Source organism: Frankia sp. CgMI4 (assembly GCF_001756285.1).
In the GTDB taxonomy this organism is placed as follows: Bacteria; Actinomycetota; Actinomycetes; order Frankiales; family Frankiaceae; genus Frankia; species Frankia casuarinae.
This window is the reverse complement of sequence record NZ_MAQZ01000108.1, coordinates 1-21248: the sequence shown is the minus strand read 5'-3', so window position 1 is coordinate 21248 and position 21248 is coordinate 1. Positions and strand designations below refer to the sequence as shown.

Below are 21248 nucleotides of genomic sequence, written 5' to 3'. Positions count from 1 at the left end.
CGTACCACAGGGCGGGGTCGGCATCGGGCCATTGGGGCAAGGGGCTCAACGGCGGAAATTCCATACCATGATGCTACGACGTTTTAAACACCTATCTGATCCCGTTCGGCGGACTGCTCCTGTTCGCCGGACGGCTGGGCGACCTGGTCGGCGCCAAGCGGATGTTCCTCGCCGGAATCGCGCTGTTCACGCCGGCCTCCCTCGTCTGCGGCCTGGCCCAGAACCCGGAGACGCTGGTCGCCGCCCGTTTCGTTCAGGGGGTGGGGGGTGCGCTGGCGGCGGCTGTCGTGCTCGGTCTGGTCGTCTCCACCTTCCCCAACGCGATCGAGCAGGCCAAGGCGATCGGCCTGTACGCGTTCGTCTCCTCCGCCGGTGCCGCCCTGGGGCTGCTGCTCGGGGCCTGGATCACCGAGGCGCTGAGCTGGCACTGGACCTTCTTCATCAACGTTCCGTTGGGCCTGCTGGTCCTGCCGCTCGGCGCGCGGCTGGTGGACGACGAACGAGTGGTGCTCGACGACCGCAGCATCGACGTCCCGGGCGTCCTGCTGATCACGAGCGGACTGATGCTCACGGTCTACACGATCGTGCGCTTCGCCGACGGCGCGACACCGCTGACCTGGGCGCTGGTGGGGATCAGCGCAGCCCTGCTGGCGGCCTTCGTCGTGCGGCAGCGGACGGCCCGCAATCCGCTCGTCCCGTTGTCGATCTTCCGGGCGCGGAACGTCGCCTGGGCCAACATGGTGCAGGCGCTGATGATCGCCGGCATGGGCGGCATGTTCTTCCTCGGGACCCTATACCTGCGCCAGGTGCTGGGGCTCAGCGCCATGGAGGTCGGGCTGGCCTTCCTGCCCACCGCCCTCATGGTGGCCGTGATCTCCCTCAAGGCGACGCCGCGACTGATGGAGAAGATCGACCCCAAGACCGTGCTGGTGCCCGGCCTCCTGCTCATCACCGCGGGCCTCGCCCTGCTGGCCGTTGCTCCGGCGGACGGTGACTACTGGCGCGACGTCCTGCCCGCCATGGTGCTTCTGGGCGCCGGCGCCGGCCTCGGGTACCCGTCCTCCCTGACCATGGTGATGGCCGATGCCACCGCCGCCGACCGGGGACTGCGCTCCGGGCTTGTCAACACCACCCAGCAGGTCGGACCGGCGATCGGCCTGGCCGTCCTGGCGACCGTGGCCGCCGACCGCACCACGACGCTCGTCTCGCGGGGGAGCACGCACGCCGAGGCCCTGACCGGCGGATATCACCTGGCCTTCTGGATCGGGAGCGGGGCCAGCCTGGTCGCGCTGGTGCTGACGGTGCTGTTCCTCAGGCCGGCGGTGCCGACGAGCGTACCGAAGACCCTCGACCGGGCCCGGGCCTCGCAGCGTCTGACCCAGGACCACACCGGCCTGTCCGACCCGGATTTCCTGGCTCTGGGCCTGGGCGGAACCAACATGATGGYCATGCTCTGGTCGGTGGCCATGGGCAGGCGTGCAGTGGGAGTGGAACTGCGCGGCTCGCCCTACGTGTCGGTGATGCGCTGGACGATGCGCGAGGAGATCTACCACCACCTCGCGATGATCRATTCGATGATGCTGGARCGGTACGGCGAGGATCTGCTGCCGCGCCTCGGCGACGGCCGGCCGTTCAGACTGGCCGACTGCTTCTTCTCCCGGCACACCAGGGCAGGATCCGTGCGGGGCGACGAGGTGGTGACCGGCTTCGAGTCGGACGCGCACATCGGCGGTCTCGCCCGGCACTACGAGACCATCGACGACCGCTACCGGGAGGGCCGGGCGCATCGTGAGATCAACGTCCTCGACCCCCTGGAGGGCCCGGAGGGGCTCGACCCCGCGGCGTTGGAGCACGACCTCTCGGACGTGCTGGGCAGCCAGTCGATGTTCCAGGTCGGGGCCGAGGAACTGCTCGTCATGCTCCGCCGGTACCTGGAGGGGCTGGAACAGATCGACCGGGACCGGGGCGAAGCCCTGCCGCGGGTGCGCGTCCTGCCCTACCACCGGGTCGCCACGTCGGAGTCCTCCGACCGCGAGCGCCGGTGGCTGCCCTCGGCGCTGCGCCGGACCCCGGTCGCGGAACGGGRCTTCGAGCGCACGGCGGACGGCCGGGTGCGGGTCCGGGTCGAGGCCGTGYGCGAGCTGGACTACCGGGGTGCCTTCCGCCGTGTGCGGGTGCCGTACAGCGAGACGGTCGACCTCGGCACCCCCGGGCTGATCATGATTGCCGAGGGGCTGGACAGCCCGGACGCGGCCCGGCTGGGATTCCGTCAGGAGACGGTGTGCGTGGACCGGGGCGACGGGCGGGGCCCTGTGCCGGCCGAGGCCGACTTCCTGGTCGGCAACGTCGACATCTACCTCGCCGACCGGATCCGTGTCCGTYGCGCGTCGGAGTTCGACCAGGCGGGCAACGAGTACTGGGTCCACCAGCGGTGCGTGGGGCACGAGGAGGACGCGCAGATCGGCTGGACGATGCTGGAGGTCCCGCCGTACAAGACGTTCGACCCGATCCAGGCCGGCCTGGTCCCGGCCGGGACGCCGAAGGACTCCAAGCCCTACTTCGCCGGGCATCAGTTCCTGCTCCGGCGCTACTTCCTGGACCAGRCGGCACAGCTGACGGAGATCCCACGCCGGGCCATCGAGTACAACCAGCTCTCCTACGGCCCCAAGCTCTTCACCGTGACGGAGCGGATCGGGCTCGACGCCCTGGTGGCCGCGAACGCGGTCGTGGCCGGTGACTCCTTCGGCAACTCCCACCACCTGACCAGCGGCGGCATCAACACCGGCATGCTCGGTCACGGCCTGCGGGTGCTGCGTTACTGGCAGGCCAGGGAGTCCGGTAGCAGCGCCAGCGACGCGGCGCGTGACCTGGCCGACGGGATCAGGGCGGACACCCGGGCGCTGATCGACCTGTGCGAGCAGGACTTCCGAGCGGCGCCGCCCGCGGCGCCCCCGAGGAAGCAGCAGCGACTGCTGGCGGGAGCCACCCGTCAGCGGCGTTCGATCTTCCCGCAGCGCTACCCGGACGAGTGGAGCCGCATCCAGCTCCGCWCCGGCAAGATCTTCGCCTACAACCTGCCCATGCTCGATCCCGAGCACCCCGACACCCGCGAGGCCCAGCCGGTCGGCGCCATGTCGGGTGCCCCGCCGTCCGCCAGCGAGCGGAAGGACCCGCTCGGCGCGGCTCGGGCATGAGGCGAGGCATGGTCCCACCGGGCTACGGACCGGCTCCCACCCCGCAGGAGCTGGCGGACGAGTACGACATCTGCGTGGTGGGCAGCGGGGCGGCGGGTTCGGTCGTCGCCTGGCTGCTCGCCCGGGCCGGGCTGTCGGTGGCCGTGGTGGAGCAGGGTGGGTTCGTCACGGACGAGGACAGCTACGACGACGTGCTGGCCGCGGGGGAGTCCGCCTGGGTGCGGCAGGAGAACGGCACCTGGGCCAAGGTGGGCTCACCCTGGACGACCTGCAACGTGGGTGGCGGCACGCTGTTCTTCGGGGGGGTCCTGTTCCGCCACCGCCCGCTCGACTTCGACCCGGAGACCGTTCTGGGCCGGGCCGACCTGCCGCTGCGCTGGCCGCTTGAGCCGGCGGAGCTGACGGACTACTACGACGCCGTCGAGGATCTGATCGGCGTCGCGGGTGTCGCGGACGGCGACCCCAGCCTGCCGGTCCGGTCCAGGCCGTATCCGCTGCCCCCGGTGGCCACCACGGCGGAGGGGCGGCGGCTGACGGAGGCCGCGAGGTCCATGGGCTGGGCACCGTTTCCCACCCCCCTGGGCGTCAACAGCATCGAGTACCGCGGTYGCCCGGTGTGCGCCGCGGATGCCCCCTGCATCTCACGGCGCTGCCCGATCCACGCCAAGGGGGACGCGCTGGACCGCTTCCTGCGGCCGGCGATGGCCGCGGGCGCACGCCTGTTCACCGGGCTGAAGGCGGAGGCCCTGCTCGGGGACGCGCGTCGCGACGCYACCGCGTTGCGGTGCGTCCGGATGCCGGACGGCGAGCGCGTCGTCCTGCGGGCCCGGCACTTCGTGCTGTGCGCGAACGCCGTGCAGACTGCCGCGCTGCTGCTGCGTTCGACCACCGTGCGGCATCCGGCCGGGCTGGGCAACTCACACGACATGGTCGGCCGGGGGCTCTRCTTCAAGATCGGTGAATATCTGGTCGGGTACTGCCACGAGCCGACCTCGGCGCCCGCCCGCAGCCGGCTGATGGGCCTGGGACCCATCTCCACCTGCTGCGTGACCGACCTCTACCAGGACCCGGCGGCGCCGGGCGGGCTGGGTGGCCTGCTCTACGAGAACCGGCCCGAGCGGACCTACCGGTTACGGGACACCGAACACCTGCTGCGGATCGAGGCGCTGGTACCGGACGAACCCCAACCGGGCAACCGGGTCCGGCTGGGGCCGGGGACCGACGCCCACGGCGTGCCCGACGTCCTGATGGACTACCAGGCCCATCCGCGCGACCTCGCCCGCTCCGAGTACATGCTCGGGCAGGGCGAGGCGCTGCTGCGGGCCGCCGGCTGCGACGTCATCGTGCGGGAGGCGTCCGGGTGGGCGCTCGGCAGCGGGCACCTGCACGGCACCTGCCGCATGGGTGAGGACCCGGCCACCAGCGTGACCGGGCCCGACGGCCGCCTGCACGACGCGGACAACGTCTTCGTAGCCGACGGCGGCCTGTTGCCGTTCCCCGGCGGGGTCAATCCGACGCTGACCATCCAGGCGCTCGCGCTACGGGTGGCCCATCGGCTCCTCGCGGAGCGCTACGCCACCGGTCGCGTCCCGATCGGGGAACTGGTCGGGCCGAGCGTGACCGCGGCGAACCGGTCGCCGAGGTAGTCCGCCACCTGCTCCAGACGGGCGACCTGGTACGGATGCCGCCGGGCGCCGACCACCACCGTGCGGGGGGAACAGCCGAGTCGGTCCGGGAGATCCCGGTACACCCGGTGCACCAGATGTCCCGACCGTCCCTCCGCCTCGGTCAGCGGAAACCGCAGCACGCCGACGGCGTCCAGCCCGCCGTCCTGCACCGACCAGGCCAGTACCCCGGCGAGCAGGACGTCGATCCAGTAGCGCTGGAAGGTCCGCCGTAACAGCGGCACGTGCGATCCCCACCGGGCCGCCAGTACCGTGGTGTCGCCGTGCACCACCTCCTCGCCGACCCGCACGTGGGTCCGCCCGCCGTGGGCCTGGAAGAGATAGGCGTAACGGGCGGCCAGGTCACTTTGCAGGCCGGCCAGGTAGAGGGTGTCCCCGTGCCGGACGCCGTAGCAGTAGCCGAGGAAGCCGTCCCGGCCGGCGTCCATGAAGTTCCAGTCGGCGGCCTCCAGCATCCCCCGGGGCAGCAGCCCCGGGGGGTCGAGGAAGCAGCGCAGCGTCACCGGGCTGCCGAAGCGGGGAAAGCGCCCGCCCACGATGTCGTCGCACACCCCCGCCATGCCGACGACGGCGTAGCCGGTGCGCCGGTAGCCGAAGCGGACCGGCTCCTGCAGCGGGGCGGTGTCGTTGAACGAGTACAGCAGTCGTCCGAGCGGGACAGCCAGGCGGGCAGCGATCTCCTCGCGGTCCGTCGGATCGTCCAGCCACCGCGCCAGCAGCGCCTGCCGTGCGCCCAGCCACGGGTTGCGCGCGACGAACCGGCCGAGGAAGTCCTCGTCCGGGGGATGGATGAACGCGCTCATCCGCGGCTGTGGGCGAGGACGAGCCGGTAGACGTCGAGCAGGCGGCGCGTGACCGACTCCTGGTCGAACTGGCGCGCCCGGTGCGCCCCGGCCGCACCGAGCCGGGCGCACCGCTGCGGCGAGTCGAGCAGCTCCGCGACCGCCTCGGCCAGGGCCGGGGGATCGCAGGGAGGCACGATGATGCCGGCCATGCCGTGGCCGACCACGGTCGGCAGTCCGCCGACGTCGGTCACCACKACCGGCCTGCCGGCCGCCATGGCCTCGATGACCGTGCCACCCATCTCCTCGTGCCGGGACGGGATGACGACCACGGCCGCCTCCCGGACGACGTCGGGGAGGCGGGAGCGATCCAGATGACCCGGCAGTTCGATGCGATCGGCGATGCCGAGCCGGCGTGCGCGGGCCCGGCAGCGTTCCAGCTCGTTGCCGTCGCCGCACATCACGAAGCGGGCCGGGACGCCCTTGGCGACGATCAGGGCCGCGGCGTCGACGAAGTCGGCCCATCCCTTCTCCGGAGCGAACCGGCCGCAGTACAGCACGACCGGCGGTTCCGAGGGMGGTTCGGACGGCGCTTCGGCCCCCGGGCGCTGGAAGTCGGCCAGGTGAACGCCGTCGGTGACCACGTGYACCCGGTCCGGCCCGGTCAGGCCGCGCTCCAGGTAGGCCCGCCGGACCCGGTCGGTGAGCACCACCACCGCGTCGGCCCGCCGGACGGCGTGCCGTTCGAAGAACCGGGCCGGGCCGATCAGCACCCAGCCGAGGGGCGTCTCCGGATGGAAGGTCGCGATGGCGCTGCAGTGCACGGTGAGCACCAGCGGCCGCCCCAGGAGCAGCCTGGCCAGCACGGCGAACAGGAAGGTCCAGGGCAGCTCGCTGCAGTGGACGTGGATCAGGGAGTACTGGCGACGAGTCCCGCGCAGTCGCTTGCCGACGCAGGCGACGACGACGGCGAGTCCCCAGGAGACGAGTAACCCGATGTAGCCCTTGGAACGGGTGGGAATYGGCGCCACCGGCAGGGTGARCAGTTCCAGCCGGGTGCGCGGGTCGAGCATCAGCGAGCGGGGCATCCCYGGCCGGCGGGGCAGCAGCACGGACTGGCGCACGCCGAGCGCCGACATCTGCTCGGTGGTCTGCATGATCTGGACCTGCATGCCGCCGATCGGCTCGTACTGCAGCTCCCGATGGGTGAGCTCCCGGTCGGCGAGGAAGTAGTAGGGCGTCAGCCGCAGAACGTGCGGCGGACTCCCACCGTCGGGTCCGGCCGCTGCCTGCCGGGGCCCGGTCGTCCGGGTGGTCACTCAGAGGTCCGGGTGGCGGTCGCGCACCTTGGCCAGAGCGGCCACGATGTCGTCCGCGTCGGTCGAGTCCCCGAGCAGCGCCGAGTGATGGAACAGGAGGGTGGTCTCGCAGTAGCGGCGCGCGCCGCCGAAGTCACGGGAGAACGCCCGGTCGCGGGCGGCCTCGGTCCAGGCGGCCGCGAAGCGGCGCTTGGTGTGCGGGCGCAGCATCACGCTGCGGTGCAGGGGAGCGTCCGGTGGATACCAGGTCATGCCCAGCTCGGCCGTCAGGGCCTGGGCCACCCGGTCCAGCGGCACCGCGCCGAAGGTTCCCGCGGGGAAACGGACCCCGTACTCGTAGATCGAACGCAGTTGTACCTGCTCGGGCACGGGGATGGGGCCGAACCCCCCGAGCCGGGCCAGCCCCTGCTCGAGGTCGGCGGCGGTCTTCGCCCGGTGCCGGTGCTGGTCCTGCAACCGGGGAAGCTGGTCGAGCAGGAGGGCGGCCGTCAGCTCCGACATGCAGTAGTTCGCCCCCATCACCTCGCCGTCCTCGACCAGTTCGAGGGTGCCGGCCACCGGGGGGCCGGGGTGATAGCGGCGCGAGTCGGCCCGCAGCTGCTGGGCGCGCCGGTACAGCCGCTCGTCGGCGGTGATGACGGCGCCGCCCTCGCCGCCGGCCAGGACCTTTCCGTTCTGGAAGCTGAACGCTCCGATCGCCCCGAAGGAGCCGACGGCCCGGTCCCCCCAGCGCGCACCGTGCGCCTGCGCACAGTCCTCGATCAGGTGGATGCCGGCGTCCTCGGTCAGGGCGGTGATGGCGGGCAGGTCGGCGACCGTCGCGGCCAGGTGGACGACGATCACCGCCTTCGTCCGGGGGCCCATGGCGTCCCGAATGCTCTGCGCGGTCAGGCAGCCGGTCTCGGGGTCRCTGTCGGCGAGCACGGGCAGCGCCCCCACCCGCAGCACGGCCGTCACCGGGGCGACCCAGGTCAGCGTGGGCACCACGACCTCGTCGCYGGGACCGATGTCCAACGCCTCCAGCGCCACCACGAGGGCGCTGGACCCGTGGTCGACACTCACCCCGTAGGGAACGTCGCTGTAGGCGGCGAAGGCCTCGGCGAACCGCCGCTCACAGGCGTGGGTGCCGTCGCTGGCCCAGCTCACCGCCCACCGGCGGGATCGCAGCGCGTCGAGCAGAGCCTGTTCGCTGGCCGCGTCGTACTGGGGCCACTTCGGCCAGGGACGGTCCCGCCGGACCGGCGTACCACCGAGAAGKGCCAGTTCACTCATGCCGTTACCCCCTGCTCCTGGCTGGTGGCGCCGGCCGTCCGGTCGCCGCCGACGTGGAAGAAGAGGCGCAACGGTGCCGGTCCGTCGCGCTCGAGCACACTGCGGTACGAGGTCAGCGGGACCGGGTCGCCGGTCAGGGGACCCAGGCGGACCTCGCCGGCAACGACCTTGGCCAGGGCGGTGCGCAGCTGCCCCTGACCGGACAGCACACCCTGCACGGTCAGTTCGCGCAGCATCACCGTGCTCGGTTCGACGGTGACCGCCTCGGCTCCCGAGTAGCCCACGAGCACGTAGACGCCGCCGACCGCGGTCGCCGTCAGGCCACGGGGGAACACGCCGGCCGCTCCGGTGGCGTCGAAGACAACCTCCGGCAGGTCCGGGTGCCAGCCCTCGATACCCGGGTCGGCGTCGACGCCGAGGTCGGCGGCGATCCGCCGGCGGGACTGCAGGGGATCGGCCACCCGTACCCGGGACGCCCCGGCGCCGCGGGCCAGCTGGGCGACGAGCAGGCCGATCGTTCCGGCGCCGATCACGCCGACCGACCGGCCGGACACCGCCCCGGCCCGTTCCACGGCGTGCAGGGCCACGCCGAGCGGCTCCAGCAGGCAGGCCTGGGGGCCCGGGACCTGTGGCGGCAGCGCGACCAGGTTGGCGGCGGGGATGGTGAACAGCTGGGCGAAGGCACCCGGGCGGGTGAAGCCCACCTCGTCGATGTCGGTGCACAGGTTCGGCCGTCCCGCGAGGCAGGCGGGGCACCGGCCGCAGAGCCGGAAGTTGTCGCCCACCACCGCCCGGCCCACCAGCTCGGGGCGGTCGGGGGCCGCCAGCACCGTGCCGGACCACTCGTGCCCGGGAATCACCGGGTACTCGGCGTCGTGCAGGGTCCCGTCCAGCAACCGCAGGTCGGTACCGCACATGGCGGCGAAGTCGGTCGCGACCAGGGCCTCGCCCGGACCGGGCTCGGGCCGGGGACGCCGCTCCAGGCCGTGGTCACGGTGCCCCCGGACCACCAGGGCCAGCATGTCGTCATCGGTCATGATCATGCGTCCGGATTCGGGCTGTCGCCCAGCCGGTGGACGAAGAACGCGCGACCGTGCCATCCATAGCGCAGGAACTCGCTGTAGTCGTAGAACCCGTCGGTGCRGGCGAAACACTCGCGCATGGCCCGTCGCATTCCGAACCGGGGATTCGCGCGGTTGCAGTTGTAGTCGTCCATCAGCAGCACCGCACCGTCGGGCATCAACCGGTGGGTCAACAGGTGGTCGAGCACCTGGGACGTGGACGCGTAGAGGTCGCAGTCCAGGTTGGCGATGGCCACCGGGCGGGTGATGGGTGTGGACAGCAACGTCTCCTCGTACATCCCGCGCACGACGGTCCAGTCCCGGTCGCCGAAACGGGCGGTGAACTCCCGGCGCAGCATCTCCTCGGTGCCGGGTGGGGCCGCGTCCTCCGATTCGCGCCAGTAACCGGTGTCGGCGACCTCGTAGGAGGCGACGTCCACCGGATCGACGCTCTTGGGGAAGCCCGCGAAGGAGTCGTACAGGTACAGATTCCGGGGATGCAGGACGTCGTAGAATTCGTGCATGGCGTTGAACTCCACGAGGAGATCGGCCAGGAGCAGCGAGCTGAATCCCTGGAAGCAGCCGAACTCCGCCACCGCACCGGGGATGTGGYACCCGTAGACGTACTCGAAGGTGGCTCGGAAGGCCTCGCCGTAGATTCTCCGAGCACGATCCTGGTCGTGGTAGGTGGCGTTTTCTATACGGTCGGGCGTTGGCATGTGTTCCACCTCGTCAGATCGCTCACCGGGCCACCGCGTCGTACAGGGTCGGGTCCACGTCGATGTCCATGTTCAACTCGCAGCAGCGGTAGCAGATCGGCTGCAGCCCCTGCCGGARGGTCTCCCGCATCCGGGTGTAGGTCTCGCCGTGGAACACCTCCCGCAGGGATCCGTCCCGCAGCGACCCCATGACCGTGTCGGCGAACGTGGTGCAGCTCACGACCTGGCCGTTGGGAAGCACCGTGGTCTGGGCCCAGAGCTTCACACAGGTCCGCTCCCGGACGGTCTGGTGCCACCGGGGGGTGAAGAACCTGCTCTTGTCCTCGTTGCTGTAGCGGACGGGGGGGACCAGGACCGACACCGAGTCGGAGGTGTTCATCGCCTCGTCGAGCAGGTCGCGCAGCCGCTGCGGATCGAGGTCGGCGTGCTGGTGTTCGTTGCAGTACCCGGCCCAGGACAGGAAGGGCCGGCCGGTCACGGCCTCGAAGGCGGCCCGGGAACCCTCGCCCTCCGTGCGGGTGAAGAAGCTCGACAGGCCCACCGTGATCTCGGACAGGCCCAGYCGTTCGGTGAGCCGGACCATCTCGGGCAGGTGGGTGTAGTTCATGCCGGTAACCACGAAGTTGATCGCGACCTTCGGCCCCCGGCCGGCGCGCCGCGTCTCCTCCTGCAGGGCGGCCAGGCCCCTCATGGCCCGCCCGAAGGCGTTGCGCCCGCGGATGGGGTCGTTGACCTCGGGAGAGGGGCCGTCGACGGACAGGTAGACGTCGTCGATGCCGCYGGCCACGATGCCGGCCGCATGCCGGTCGAGCAGCGTGCCGTTCGTGCTCATGTCCAGGTTGCAGGACGGCAGCCGTTCCTTGGCGATCCGCATCAGCTCGACCGCGTGATCGTGCATGAGCGGCTCGCCGCCCATCATGGTCAGGTAGGTCGTCTCCGGGGTGCCGGTGTCCGCGGCGAGCTCGTCGACCAGCGCGGTCCACATCTCGAGGCTCATCTGGTCGCGGCGGACGTCCGCCAGCCAGCCGCTCTCGGCGGCCGAGTCCCCGTACATCCAGCACTCACGACAGGTCAGGTTGCACGACCAGTTCACGAACACCGTCACGTACCGGGGCATGGTCCTGACCACCGGGGTCAGTGGAATCATCGCTGGGCTCCGAATCTCGTGTCCGAMAGGTCCGCTCGACCGAGCAGGTTGGCCAGGGCCTCGGTCGCCCATGGTTCGTCGGTGCGCAGCCRCTCACCGCCTTCCGCCGCGAGGTACCGGTGCAGGACGGGCAGGTGCTCGCCGGGCAGYTGGGAGGGGTAGTACAGCACCCCGCGCTCGATGGCCCGCCGGTACGGACCGGCCGCCACGAGGGTCCCGGCCCGCGTCGGCGCCGGGCCGGTCGCCGCGGCGTAGGGCAGGTCGGCGTACCAGACCACCGAGGGTTCCGGGACGAGGCAGGGGGCCACCGCGTCCACCGCCCGGCGGACCACCTCGTGATCGACATGGCCGCCGACGGCCATCGGGGCCAGCAGGAACCGCGGCCGCACGGCGGCCGCCAGCGCGGCCAGCCCGTCGGCCACCCGGCGGACCAGCCCGGGGTCGGCGGCAGCACCCATCTCCGTGTCGTCCGTGTACCCGCGCAGGCTGGCGTCCGGTAGCCGCAACGACACCAGGGCGGCGCCGGCATGCCGGTCGGCCCACGCCGCGTCCTCGGCCGTACGCAGCGCGGTGACCGAGGCGGCGTCCCCGTGCGCCGCCGACCCCGGCGCATAGCGGCTGCGCCCGAAGACGGTCACCGCGTGCAGGTCGTGTCCCGCGCCGGCCAGCGTGGCGACGGTCGCACCGACGGACCAGGCGAGGTCGTCCGGGTGCGGGGACACCAGCAGCACCGTCGACCCCATCAGATGAACTCGTCCAGGAGCCGGTAGTAGTGCTCGCGCACGGGATCGGGCTGTCGGCCGCAGCGGGCYAGCAACCGGGCCGCGTGGCCCGGACCGTAGCCCCAGCGGGTGCATTCCTCGCCGATGTTGCGCACCGCCACGGCCAGGTCCAGCCACACGTCGGCGACACCGCAGCGGCCGACGTCGAGCAGCGCGGTCGGGGCCAGGGTGTCCGGGTCGAGCAGCACGTTGTCCAGGCAGAGATCGCCGTGACAGACCACGAGCTGCTCCTGCTCCGGTGCCGGGGTGGCGTCGAGTTCCCGCTGCAGGTCCTGCGCACTCCAGCCGCGGTGGCGTGGTTCCAGGTCGGCCAGGTCGAYGGTGCCCGTCCGCACGGCGTGCCGGGCGGCCGGGAGGGTGATCCGCAGGGTGCGGTCGAAGGGACACCGGGCGGCGGGCAGGCCGTGCAAGGCGAGGACGAGTTCGGCCACCGCGTCGATCACCCGGTCGAGCCGGTCCGCCGGCCAGGGTCCCGCCGCGGGGACCCCGGGCACCTCCCGGGTGACCAGCCACATGTGCGTCTCGTCGGCGCCGACGTCGACCACCTCGGGAACCGGAATCCCCTGCCGGGCCAGCCACGAGAGCCGCTCGGCCTCGGCCTCGGCCTGAAAGCGATGGTCCTCGCGCCCGCGTCGCGGCGCCGACTTCAGGTAGTGCCCGTCGAGCCGGTACACCCGGGTGCCRTAGGAGCGGGTCACGACGTGTGCCCAGGCCCGGTCCGGGCCGGGTCCCGGTGCCGCGACGGGTCGGGACGGAGCCTCAACCACAGGACGGATCCAGCCGGCGGGCCAGGGCCGGGTCCCGCTCCACCACCGCCTGCACGGTCTGTTCGATGCGCTGCCGGACCACCTCGTCGTCGAGCTCACCGCCGAACGCCTCGGCACGGAACTGGGCCAGGCGTTCCGGCGACAGCGCGTCCGCCTCGAAGGTGTGCCGTTCGGCGACCTCGCGGGCGCCCTTCTCGAAGGCGGCCAGGGCATGATCCACGTCGGCGTCGGTGAAGGCGGTGGTGACCATGTGGGTCCCGCTGTCCTCGAAGTAGGCGCCGTGGTCGAAGGCGGCCCGGTAGACGTCCCACGAGATCTGCTCGGAGGGCATCACGACGTCGAACATCATCGGCGGGCCGGCGACCACGGCCGGGATACCGACCGCGGCGAGGACGTCGCGCATCCCGTCGCGCAGGACCCCGCCCAGCCGTTCGGCGTTGGCATGGGCCTGCGTGCCGTCGATCTCGTCCAGCACCGCCAGGGCGGCGRCCATCGGCGGTACCTCACGGGTGTACGTGCCCGCGACCCCGGCGGTGTCGTAGGCGTCGATCACGTCCCGCCGGCCCACCACCGACGAGATCGAGTGCCCGTTGCCCAGGCCCTTGCTCATGGTGATGAGATCCGCCGGGACGTTCCCGGTCCCGTTCAGCCCCCGCACCCCCCACCGGAAGGCGGTGATCACCTCGTCGATGATGAACAGGACGCCCTTGCTGGCACACAGCCGCGACAGGCCGCGGTAGTACTCCTCGTCGAACCAGGCCGGCTCCGGTGTGACGATCACCGCGGCCACGTCGTCGCCGAACGCGTCCAGCATCCGGGCCAGGGCGTGCCTGCTGTAGCCGAAGCAGCCGATCCGGTTGCCCGCGTCATAGCCGATGCGCAGGTAGGACAGGTGCCAGTCGTGCCAGCCGTGATAGCCGGAGGTGAGGATGACGTCGCGTCCGGACGCGGCCCGCGCCAGGCGGATGGCCGCCGTGGTCGCCTCCGACCCGGTCTTGCTGAACACGGCCTTCTCCCCGGCCGGGTAGCGCTCGCACAGTCGCTCGGCCAGCTCGATGCGGGGCAGCGAGAGGGTGCTCGCGAAGACGGTGCCGTGCTCGGCGATGCAACGGGTGATCGACTCCACCACCCGCGGATGGCGGTTGCCCAGCAGGAGGGCACCGCTGGCGGCCGTGACGTCGAGGATCCGCCGACCTTCGACGTCCTCCATCCAGGAACCTTGGGCCGAGACGAAGACCGAGGGAAACCGGGTGCCGATGTCGTAGTCCTCCGCGGCGGTGCACCGCCGGGCCCGCTGGATCGTCTCCTGGTTGGTCAGCGCAGTCACCCGAGAACCTCCATGTTCGTTGTCAGCGCCGTTTCCAGTTCGGTGAGCACGGTGGCCGCCACCGCGGCGCCGACCGGATCGGCCAAGGTCGTGCTGATGGTGAAAGCACAGGGGGAACCGGTCCCGGCGTTCTGACGCCCACCGTGCGCGACACCCGTGTGGAGGGTGACGGCCGCGGCGATGACGTCCCCGGTGAAGGTGCAGGAGTCCGCCGGTAGCCGGGCCGGGTCCAGGCGCTGCATGCTGTGGAAGCACCCGTCGGGATGCACGCGCACGGTCTGCCGGTCGACCGCCACCGGCACCGCCGGGACCTCGAGCTCGCCGTGCGGGCCGAACAGGTCACCGCTGTGCTGGACCAGCCGTTCCAKGGCCTGCTCGGTGGTCGCCGCGGCTCCCCGGCGGCGCGCGTGCGCCCCCTCCAGGAGATAGCCGGTCCACTGGGCCATCGCCTGGGTGACCACACAGGCCCAGTACAGCTCGGCCGGGCTGAGCCGGTCCGAACCGATGGCGAAGTTGAACTGGTCGTACAGCGCCAGTTCGGTGGTGGGGGTGATCAGTCCGGTGCGCAGGCAGCGCTCGAAGTCGGGGGAGCCGGGGATCGGGTAGAAGGGGTTGGTCCAGAAACGCACCCCGGCGAGCATGAGGTTGACCGAGTCGCGGGCGAGCTCGCTGCACTCCTGGCCGAGCAGGCCGACGATCAGCGAGGCGCCGACGTCCACCCCCTGTTCCCGGAACAGGGCCGCACCGTCGTTGACCTTCTGCAGCGAGGTGAAACCCTTGCGGATGCGGCGCAGGCGGACGGGGTCGGTGGTCTCCAGGCCCAGGAACAGGCTGCGGAACCCGGCCGACACCATGTCGTCCACCAGGGAGCCGTCCAGGTCGACCACGGTCATCCCGTTGGGCAGGTGCAGTTCGACGTCCAGCCCACGGCGGGTGATCTCGCGGCAGATCTCGCGCACCCTGGGCACGTCGAAGGTGAAGTTGTCGTCCTCGACGAAGAACCGGCGGATGCCGTGGTCGGTCACGTAGTGCTCGATCTCGTCGGCGACGTTGTGCGGGCTGCGGGCCCGGAACTTCCTGCCCACGGTGGCGTGCACCGTGCAGAAGGAGCACGAGAAGGGGCAGCCGCGACTGGTGATCAGCGTCGCGGTGGAGTCGTAGCTGCTCATCTCGAGCAGGTTGACCGCCGGCAGGGGCAGGCCGTCCAGATCGGTGAGGAACTCGGTACGCGGCTGCACGTGGACGCCAGGGCCGCCCGGCGGACACCCGCACAGGCCGGTGCCGCAGCGGTAGGCCACGCCGGCCAGCCCGGTCAGGGGCGCTCCGTCCAGCAGGGCCTGCACGATCTCGACCACGTTCGACTCGGCCTCGCCCAGCACCAGCGCGTCGAAGGCGGGCTCGGTCATGGCGTGCYGGAAGGCGACCGTGGGGTGCTGACCGCCGAGCACGACCCGGGCGTGCGGCAGGATCCGCCTGGCGAGCCGACCGAGTTCGTAGGCCGGCTCGTAGTACGGGGTGAACATGCAGGACACGCCGACCAGGTCGTAGCCGCGGCGTAGCTGCTGCTCCAGCCGGTCCCAGCGCGCGCCCCAGTGGACCAGGTGCCCCCAGCGCGGATGTGCGGCGACCTTGGCACGGTCGGCCGCCGTGTAGTCGGCMGGGTCGACCACGTGGTTGTCCTCGGTGTTGGYCAGCGCGTCGAAGATGTCGACCTGCATGCCCGCCGCACGCAGGCGGGACGCCAGGTAGGCCAGGCCGATCGGCATGTGTCGACCGATCTCGATCATGCAGGCCCGGATCGGCGGTTTGATCAGAAGTATCCGAGGGGCCCCCTCGGCGGGCGTCCAGGTCATGGTTACCGATCCTCGGCGGGCGTCGCGGCGTTCTCATGGGCCGCGTAGTACGACAGCAACAGTTCGTGGATGTCCTCGTCGGCGAAGAAGAGCATCTCCGGGGGCGGCACGAACGCCGAGTCGATGCGGTMCAGCATGGTGGTGAAGGCGGAGCGGAAATGCTCCTCGATCATCGGAGGCCAGTCCTCCATGATCTTCCAGTCGTGCTCGTAGGCGGTCCCCATGGTGTGCAGGACGGCGGTCGCCAGGCACTMGTCCCGGGTCATCGCCTGGATCGGTGGCCGGATCGGGGTGAAGACGGACAGGTCCATCCCCACGGCGCCCGGGCCGTCGAGGATCAGGTCCGCCATGTGGGTGGCCAGTAGCGGTGACTGGTGCAGCCCGTCCCGGTAGGTCCCCGTCATGAGCCACAGCCCGGCCAGACCGGTCGAACCGAGCAGCGGGAAACCGTCGAGCGGGATGGGCCGGTTGCCGATCAGGGTGCRCTCGACCCAGCCGGCGTTCAGGTCGGCGCGCAACTGCCGGGTGCCACCGAGGAGCAGGTTGAGCTCGCCGATGGCGGCGGAGGTGCCGGGGTGCCGTTCGACCTCGTTGGTGGCCCCCAGGTAGATCAGGCCGTCGCCGCGCGGGACCACGTGCAGACCGCAGGCGAAGGCCCGGTTGGGCGTGCGGATCACCCCGGTGGGGATCGCCCCGGTGACGGTGCGGACCATCAGGGCGACCCCCCGTCCGGCGACCACCGGCGGGATCAGGGCGCGGACGTCCGGCGGCAGGCAGTCCAGCAGCCCGGTGGTGTGTGCCCCGGCGGCGAGCACCACCTGTCCGGCCGCCACGCTCCGCCCGGAGGCGAGCCTGACTCCGGTGGCCCGGCCGGCGGAGACGACCACCTCGGTGACGAGGTCGTYGATCAGCGTGCCGCCGCGGCGCCGGATCGCCGTCTCCAGAGCGGTCAGCAGGGCCGGGCTGTCGACGGCGTGCTCGCCGGGGATGTGCATCGCCCGCAGGGGACGGGAGGTGGGGACCGGATCGAGCCAGTCGAGCGAGGCCGGATCCACCTCCTCGTAGGGCTCCTTGTACTCCTCCAGCGCGGTCCGGATCGCCTCGTACCCGCCGGTGTCGATGTCGTGGACACCGATCGTGTTCAGGATGACGGTGGTGCCGTGCGCGGTCCGGATCGCGGTCTCGTCGGACTCCTCCAGCAGGGCCTGTTCCMAGTCCGTCCACAGGGCTGTGGCGCGGAAGTCCATCTCCAGCTTGAGCCGGCCGACCTCACTGCGCAGGAGCTGCGGGGYGACCTCCCCGAAGCACCCGTTCATGGCGCCGGCAGCCGCCGACGCGGCCCACGGCCGTGCGGACTCGCCGACCACCGCGACCCTGAGGCTCCGACGGGCGAGCACCAGTCCCAGTGACATGCCGACCGAACCGTTACCGACGACGACGACATCACACGTAGCCGACGGATCGCCCATGACTTCTGCTCCTCTCGCGCAACACTTCTCACCAGTCCGTACCGGTCGGGTCCCGGCGGGGGATCATGTGGGCCGCGGCTATGCTGACCGGTGGCGACCGGGAGCCGGCGTAGGGAGAACAGTGGCGGTCCGTGACGGTGGCGGTTCGGCCCCTGTGGGCTCGCAGGAGCAGGCAGTGGACCGGGTGCGGGAGACCGTGGCCCGCAGCCGCAGGTACGGGGCGGTGGCCCCCGAGACGGTGCGTCGTCTCGCCGAGCGTGCCCTGGTCGCCTCCCGGGGGGACGAGCCGGAGGCGGTGAAGCGCACCAAGCGGTCGCTGCACGAGATCTACGGCGCCTACCTGCCGGAGCGGGCCCCCGGCTACCCGGGGCTGCTGCGCGACATCGGTGYGGCGGTCGGGGGCGGGGATCCGGACGCCGTCGCGGCGGCCGTGTCCCGGGCGRTGCGGGTGCACGCCTCCACCCGTGAGCGGCTTCCGTACCTGCGGGAGTTCTACGCCGCGGTGTTCGGCGCCGTTCCCACGCCGGCCGTGGTGCAGGATCTGGCCTGCGGTCTGAACCCGCTGGCCTTCGGATCGATGGGCCTGCCCGCGCAGACCACCTACCTGGCCTCGGACATCGACTCCCAGCAGATGGAGTTCCTGGACCGGGCGCTGGACCTGCTGGAGGTCGAGCACCGGGTCGAGGTGGTCGACCTCGTGTCGGGTGCCGTGCCCGCGCAGCACGCCGACGTGACGCTGGTGCTGAAGACGTTGCCCCTGCTGGAGCGCCAGCGCGCCGGCGCCGGCTGGGAACTCGTCGACGCGCTGAGGTCGCCGTTCGTGGTGGTGAGCTTTCCGACCAGATCGCTGGGGCAGCGTTCGAAGGGCATGTTCCAGACGTACTCGGCCGCCTTCGAGGCGCAGGCGGCCGAGCGGGGCTGGACCTTCGACCAGGCCGAGATCGCCAACGAGCTCATCTACATCGTGCGCAGGTGACCGGCCGGGGATTTCCCGGCCCGYGGCCGGATCGACCCGGCAGGCATCGGCCCGGCAGACACGGCCCCCGGGCGGTCTYCCGGTACTCGGAACAGGTCCACCGACCATGGTCACCGGTCCTCCGGGCGACGCAGCACCATGAGGACGTCCCGCGGACCCGGGCGGGTGGGGGCGCCGCGKCGGGCGGACCACCGGGCGGCGAGCTGCCCGGGGTCGACCGTGCGCAGGAGGCTCGGGTCGAAGGCGGGAAGATCCAGGCGGTAGTCCAGCTCGTGCGTGGCACTCACCTGCACCCAGTCCAGACCGGACCCGAGCGCGGCCTGCACGTAGTCCTCGAAGAACATCCGGTTGACGGTGTCGCTGTCGAACACGTGCCAGACCAGGAGATCGATGAGGTCGGCAGGCAGTGCACTGGCCAGCAACGCCCGCAGCTCGTCCCGGGAGTAGGCGAGATGGGCCCAGGGCGGTAACAGGGTGTCGCGCCAGAAGAGCAGGTCCTGCTCCCGGTAGCGCACGTACTCGAGCTGGTGCCCGTCCACCGCACTCCAGATCGGGCCGAAGTGCGCGTACAGCAGGCCCCCGGGACGCAGGACCCGGTGGACCTCGGCGAGCACGGCGGGTACGTCCACGAACTGGAAGGCGTTGCTGGAGAACACGGCGTCCGCGCCGCCGTCGGGTACCGGCATCTGCTCGGCCGGCACGGGCAGGACACGGTACCGGTCCCGGGCGTCCCCCCGGGCCGGGCGACGGGGGTCGACGGCGACCCAGGAAGCCACGTCGCAGGCCCGTGCGTGGTGGGGGGGAAGAGACCCACMGATCTCGACCACGTCCGCTCCGGCCAGTGGTACCCGGGCGGCGAAGTCGGCGAACACCGCCTCCTCGTCCAGGGCGAGCCCCCCGATGACGCTCATCGGGCTCCCGGTGCGGTGAGCGTCGCGTGCTCCAGGGCCACCGGGCGGCGGCGGAGACGGGACTGGGTCACCGCCTCCGCGATGCGYAGCGCGGCGAGGGCGTCGTCGAGCGTGCAGGGACTGGGACCGCCGGTGSTCACCATGGTCACGAACGCCTCCATCTCGACCCGGTACGCCGTGGCGAACCGGTCCATGAAGGACGACCAGGGCTGCGCGGCGGGTACCGGCCCGTCKGGTTCGACCGAACGCAGCGGCACCCGGGCGTCGAGGCCCACCGAGATGCTGGCKGAGGTTCCGGCCAGATCCATCCGCACGTCGTAGCCGTGCCCGTTGTAACGGGACGCCTGCAGGGTGGCCAGGGAACAGTCGTCGAGGGTCAGCAGCACCACGGTCTCGTCCACGTCGCCGACGTCACCGAAGTACTCGGCGCCGCGCCGGGCACCTGCGGCGAACGCCTCGACCACCTCGCGTCCGCTCACCCAGCGCAGGGCGTCGAAGTCGTGGATCTGGCAGTCACGATGGATGCCGCCGGACACCGCCACGTAGTCGAACGGCGGCGGCTGAGGATCCGCGGTGACCATGTGCACGCGCCGCAGCTGACCCAGGGCACCGGATCTCAGGGCCTCCCGCCCGTTGCCGAACCCGGTGTCGAACCGGCGCTGGAAGCCCACCTGCACCGGGATCCCCGAAAGCCTGACCTCGGTGGCCACGCGTTCACCGACGCTTAGCTCCCGGAAGACCGGCTTCTCGCAGAAGGTCGGAATGCCCAGGGCGCAACACCGCAGGACGATGTCGGCGTGGGTGTCGGTGGGAGAGGCGATCGCCACCGCGTCCGGGCGGAGGGCGATCAGCGCCTCGAGATCCGCCGCGACCCGGGCCCCGGYCGCGCTCGCCCCGCGGGCGGCCTGCTCCTGGTCGACGTCGGTGATGACCAGTTCGTCCACCCGGGGGTCGTCGGCCAGCGTGCGGGCGTGCACGGCGCCGATTCGGCCGGCCCCGACGAGTCCGATCCGCATGTCAGGCCACTGGCCAGGGACGCGCGGTACCGGCGACGCGGTTCCAGACGTTGATCGCCGCGATCACCCAGACCAGTTCGGCCAGCTCCACCTCGGTGAGGACCACCGAGACCTCGCCCCACATCTCGTCCGTGACCGGCCGGCGGTCCATCTGGGTGATGGCCTCGGTGAGGGTCAGCGCCGCACGTTCCTGTGCCGAGAAGTGCGGCGACTCGCGCCAGACGGGCAGGGCCAGCAGCTGCTTCTGGGTCGCGCCGGCCTCGAGGGCGGCCGGGCTGTGGGCGCCGACGCAGAAGGCGCACCCGTTGATCTGGGAGGCCCGGGTGCGGACCAGTTCCAGGAGCGAGGCCGGCAGGCTGACCTTGTCGGTGGCGGCGTCGAAAGCCTCCATGGCCGACATGATGTGGGGAGCCGTAGCTGTTCACGTCGGTTGGGTGGCGGCCTTGTAGATCTTGTTCGGTGATCGTGTGGCGTTCGCGGGCTGGTGGGTGATGATCGGATAGCGTCCGGGACGTGGAGTCAGGCGGCCGTCCGACGTACGAGGAACTCGTGCGTCTGCTTGCGGACCGGGACGCCACCATCGCCGCCCAGGCGGCCACGATCGCGGAGCAGGCGCGGCTGGTCGAGCGGCTGGTCGGGCAGGTGGAGCAGCTCACCGACAGGGTCCGCGAACTGGACCGCCAACTCGGCAGGGACAGTACGAACTCGTCGTGGCCGTCGTCGTCGGACAGCCCGTATACGAAGAAGAAGGCCAAGCCCCGGTCGTCGCGGACGTCGATGGGCCGGCCGAGGGGTAAGCAGCCCGGCGCGACGGGCGCGACCCGTCAGATGGTCGACGACCCGGACGAGATCCACACGATCGACCCGTCGTTATGCGCGGACTGCGGGTTCCCGCTGGCCGGAGCGGCGAGGCTCACGACGCGGCGCCACCAGATCTTCGACCCGCCGCCCCCGCCGCGCCCGTATGT

The 21248-nt window shown here is 71.6% G+C and carries 18 protein-coding genes; 4 read left to right on the top strand and 14 right to left on the bottom strand.

From position 1 onward, the window contains the following. Positions 1 to 95 precede the first annotated feature (95 nt). Positions 96 to 3194 carry an MFS transporter gene (locus Manayef4_RS25460; RefSeq protein ID WP_349257454.1) on the top strand — a complete coding sequence of 1033 codons (3099 nt, stop codon included), beginning with the start codon at positions 96 to 98 and terminating at the stop codon, positions 3192 to 3194. 8 nt (positions 3195 to 3202) lie between these two features. Next, complete coding sequence (locus Manayef4_RS18505; protein ID WP_070132536.1) at positions 3203 to 4840, top strand: GMC family oxidoreductase; 1638 nt, start codon at positions 3203 to 3205, stop codon at positions 4838 to 4840. On the opposite strand, the gene Manayef4_RS18500 is transcribed toward Manayef4_RS18505, so the two are convergent. The 11 genes from Manayef4_RS18500 to Manayef4_RS18450 form a co-directional block, all read right to left on the bottom strand. Next, positions 4765 to 5682 carry a hypothetical protein gene (locus Manayef4_RS18500; protein WP_011437742.1) on the bottom strand — a complete coding sequence of 306 codons (918 nt, stop codon included), beginning with the start codon at positions 5680 to 5682 and terminating at the stop codon, positions 4765 to 4767. The genes Manayef4_RS18505 and Manayef4_RS18500 overlap by 76 nt on opposite strands. Beyond that, positions 5679 to 6980 carry a glycosyltransferase family 4 protein gene (locus Manayef4_RS18495; RefSeq protein WP_070132534.1) on the bottom strand — a complete coding sequence of 434 codons (1302 nt, stop codon included), beginning with the start codon at positions 6978 to 6980 and terminating at the stop codon, positions 5679 to 5681. The genes Manayef4_RS18500 and Manayef4_RS18495 overlap by 4 nt, the downstream gene beginning before the upstream one ends. Continuing rightward, positions 6981 to 8252: a DegT/DnrJ/EryC1/StrS family aminotransferase gene (locus Manayef4_RS18490; RefSeq protein WP_070132532.1), complete on the bottom strand. Its 1272-nt coding sequence runs from the start codon at positions 8250 to 8252 to the stop codon at positions 6981 to 6983. It lies immediately after the preceding gene. Further along, positions 8249 to 9289: an alcohol dehydrogenase catalytic domain-containing protein gene (locus Manayef4_RS18485; RefSeq protein WP_023841786.1), complete on the bottom strand. Its 1041-nt coding sequence runs from the start codon at positions 9287 to 9289 to the stop codon at positions 8249 to 8251. Before Manayef4_RS18485 ends, Manayef4_RS18490 begins: the two co-directional genes overlap by 4 nt. A 2-nt stretch (positions 9290 to 9291) precedes the next feature. Next, positions 9292 to 10032 (bottom strand): TylF/MycF/NovP-related O-methyltransferase, encoded by a 741-nt coding sequence (locus Manayef4_RS18480; RefSeq protein WP_139140140.1) that lies wholly within the window; start codon positions 10030 to 10032, stop codon positions 9292 to 9294. A gap of 22 nt (positions 10033 to 10054) precedes the next feature. Beyond that, a complete protein-coding gene (locus Manayef4_RS18475; RefSeq protein WP_070132528.1) occupies positions 10055 to 11179 on the bottom strand; it encodes a radical SAM protein in 1125 nt (374 codons plus the stop codon). Beyond that, positions 11176 to 11922 carry a PIG-L family deacetylase gene (locus Manayef4_RS18470; RefSeq protein ID WP_070132526.1) on the bottom strand — a complete coding sequence of 249 codons (747 nt, stop codon included), beginning with the start codon at positions 11920 to 11922 and terminating at the stop codon, positions 11176 to 11178. The genes Manayef4_RS18475 and Manayef4_RS18470 overlap by 4 nt, the downstream gene beginning before the upstream one ends. Then, positions 11922 to 12659: an APH(3') family aminoglycoside O-phosphotransferase gene (locus tag Manayef4_RS18465; protein ID WP_175443427.1), complete on the bottom strand. Its 738-nt coding sequence runs from the start codon at positions 12657 to 12659 to the stop codon at positions 11922 to 11924. Before Manayef4_RS18465 ends, Manayef4_RS18470 begins: the two co-directional genes overlap by 1 nt. A 61-nt stretch (positions 12660 to 12720) precedes the next feature. Continuing rightward, positions 12721 to 14055, bottom strand: coding sequence for an aminotransferase class III-fold pyridoxal phosphate-dependent enzyme (locus Manayef4_RS18460; protein WP_070132521.1), 1335 nt, complete (start codon positions 14053 to 14055; stop codon positions 12721 to 12723). Further along, a complete protein-coding gene (locus tag Manayef4_RS18455) occupies positions 14052 to 15908 on the bottom strand; it encodes a radical SAM protein (RefSeq protein ID WP_070132519.1) in 1857 nt (618 codons plus the stop codon). The genes Manayef4_RS18460 and Manayef4_RS18455 overlap by 4 nt, the downstream gene beginning before the upstream one ends. A 2-nt stretch (positions 15909 to 15910) precedes the next feature. After that, on the bottom strand, positions 15911 to 17377 hold the full coding sequence (locus tag Manayef4_RS18450) for an FAD-dependent oxidoreductase (protein WP_070132517.1): 1467 nt from the start codon (positions 17375 to 17377) through the stop codon (positions 15911 to 15913). 121 nt (positions 17378 to 17498) lie between these two features. Between Manayef4_RS18450 and Manayef4_RS18445 the strand changes: the two genes are divergently transcribed. After that, positions 17499 to 18353: an Rmt family 16S rRNA (guanine(1405)-N(7))-methyltransferase gene (locus Manayef4_RS18445; RefSeq protein WP_070132515.1), complete on the top strand. Its 855-nt coding sequence runs from the start codon at positions 17499 to 17501 to the stop codon at positions 18351 to 18353. A gap of 110 nt (positions 18354 to 18463) precedes the next feature. On the opposite strand, the gene Manayef4_RS25455 is transcribed toward Manayef4_RS18445, so the two are convergent. From Manayef4_RS25455 to Manayef4_RS18430, 3 genes are read right to left on the bottom strand one after another with little or no spacing between them, the layout of a single operon-like run. Next, positions 18464 to 19264: a class I SAM-dependent methyltransferase gene (locus Manayef4_RS25455; RefSeq protein WP_070132513.1), complete on the bottom strand. Its 801-nt coding sequence runs from the start codon at positions 19262 to 19264 to the stop codon at positions 18464 to 18466. Continuing rightward, a complete protein-coding gene (locus tag Manayef4_RS18435) occupies positions 19261 to 20280 on the bottom strand; it encodes a Gfo/Idh/MocA family oxidoreductase (protein ID WP_070132511.1) in 1020 nt (339 codons plus the stop codon). Before Manayef4_RS18435 ends, Manayef4_RS25455 begins: the two co-directional genes overlap by 4 nt. A gap of 1 nt (position 20281) precedes the next feature. Beyond that, a complete protein-coding gene (locus Manayef4_RS18430) occupies positions 20282 to 20680 on the bottom strand; it encodes a carboxymuconolactone decarboxylase family protein (protein WP_083282546.1) in 399 nt (132 codons plus the stop codon). A 149-nt stretch (positions 20681 to 20829) separates the two neighbouring features. Between Manayef4_RS18430 and Manayef4_RS18425 the strand changes: the two genes are divergently transcribed. Beyond that, a partial coding sequence (locus Manayef4_RS18425; protein WP_254665730.1) for a DUF6444 domain-containing protein occupies positions 20830 to 21248 on the top strand: 419 nt, incomplete at its 3' end.

Coding starts and splice junctions, on each gene's coding strand:
- Manayef4_RS18430 (WP_083282546.1), bottom strand. CDS start 20,680: ATGTCGGCCATGGAGGCTTTCGACGCCGCCACCGACAAGGTCAGCCTG.
- Manayef4_RS18500 (WP_011437742.1), bottom strand. CDS start 5,682: ATGAGCGCGTTCATCCATCCCCCGGACGAGGACTTCCTCGGCCGGTTC.
- Manayef4_RS18485 (WP_023841786.1), bottom strand. CDS start 9,289: ATGACCGATGACGACATGCTGGCCCTGGTGGTCCGGGGGCACCGTGAC.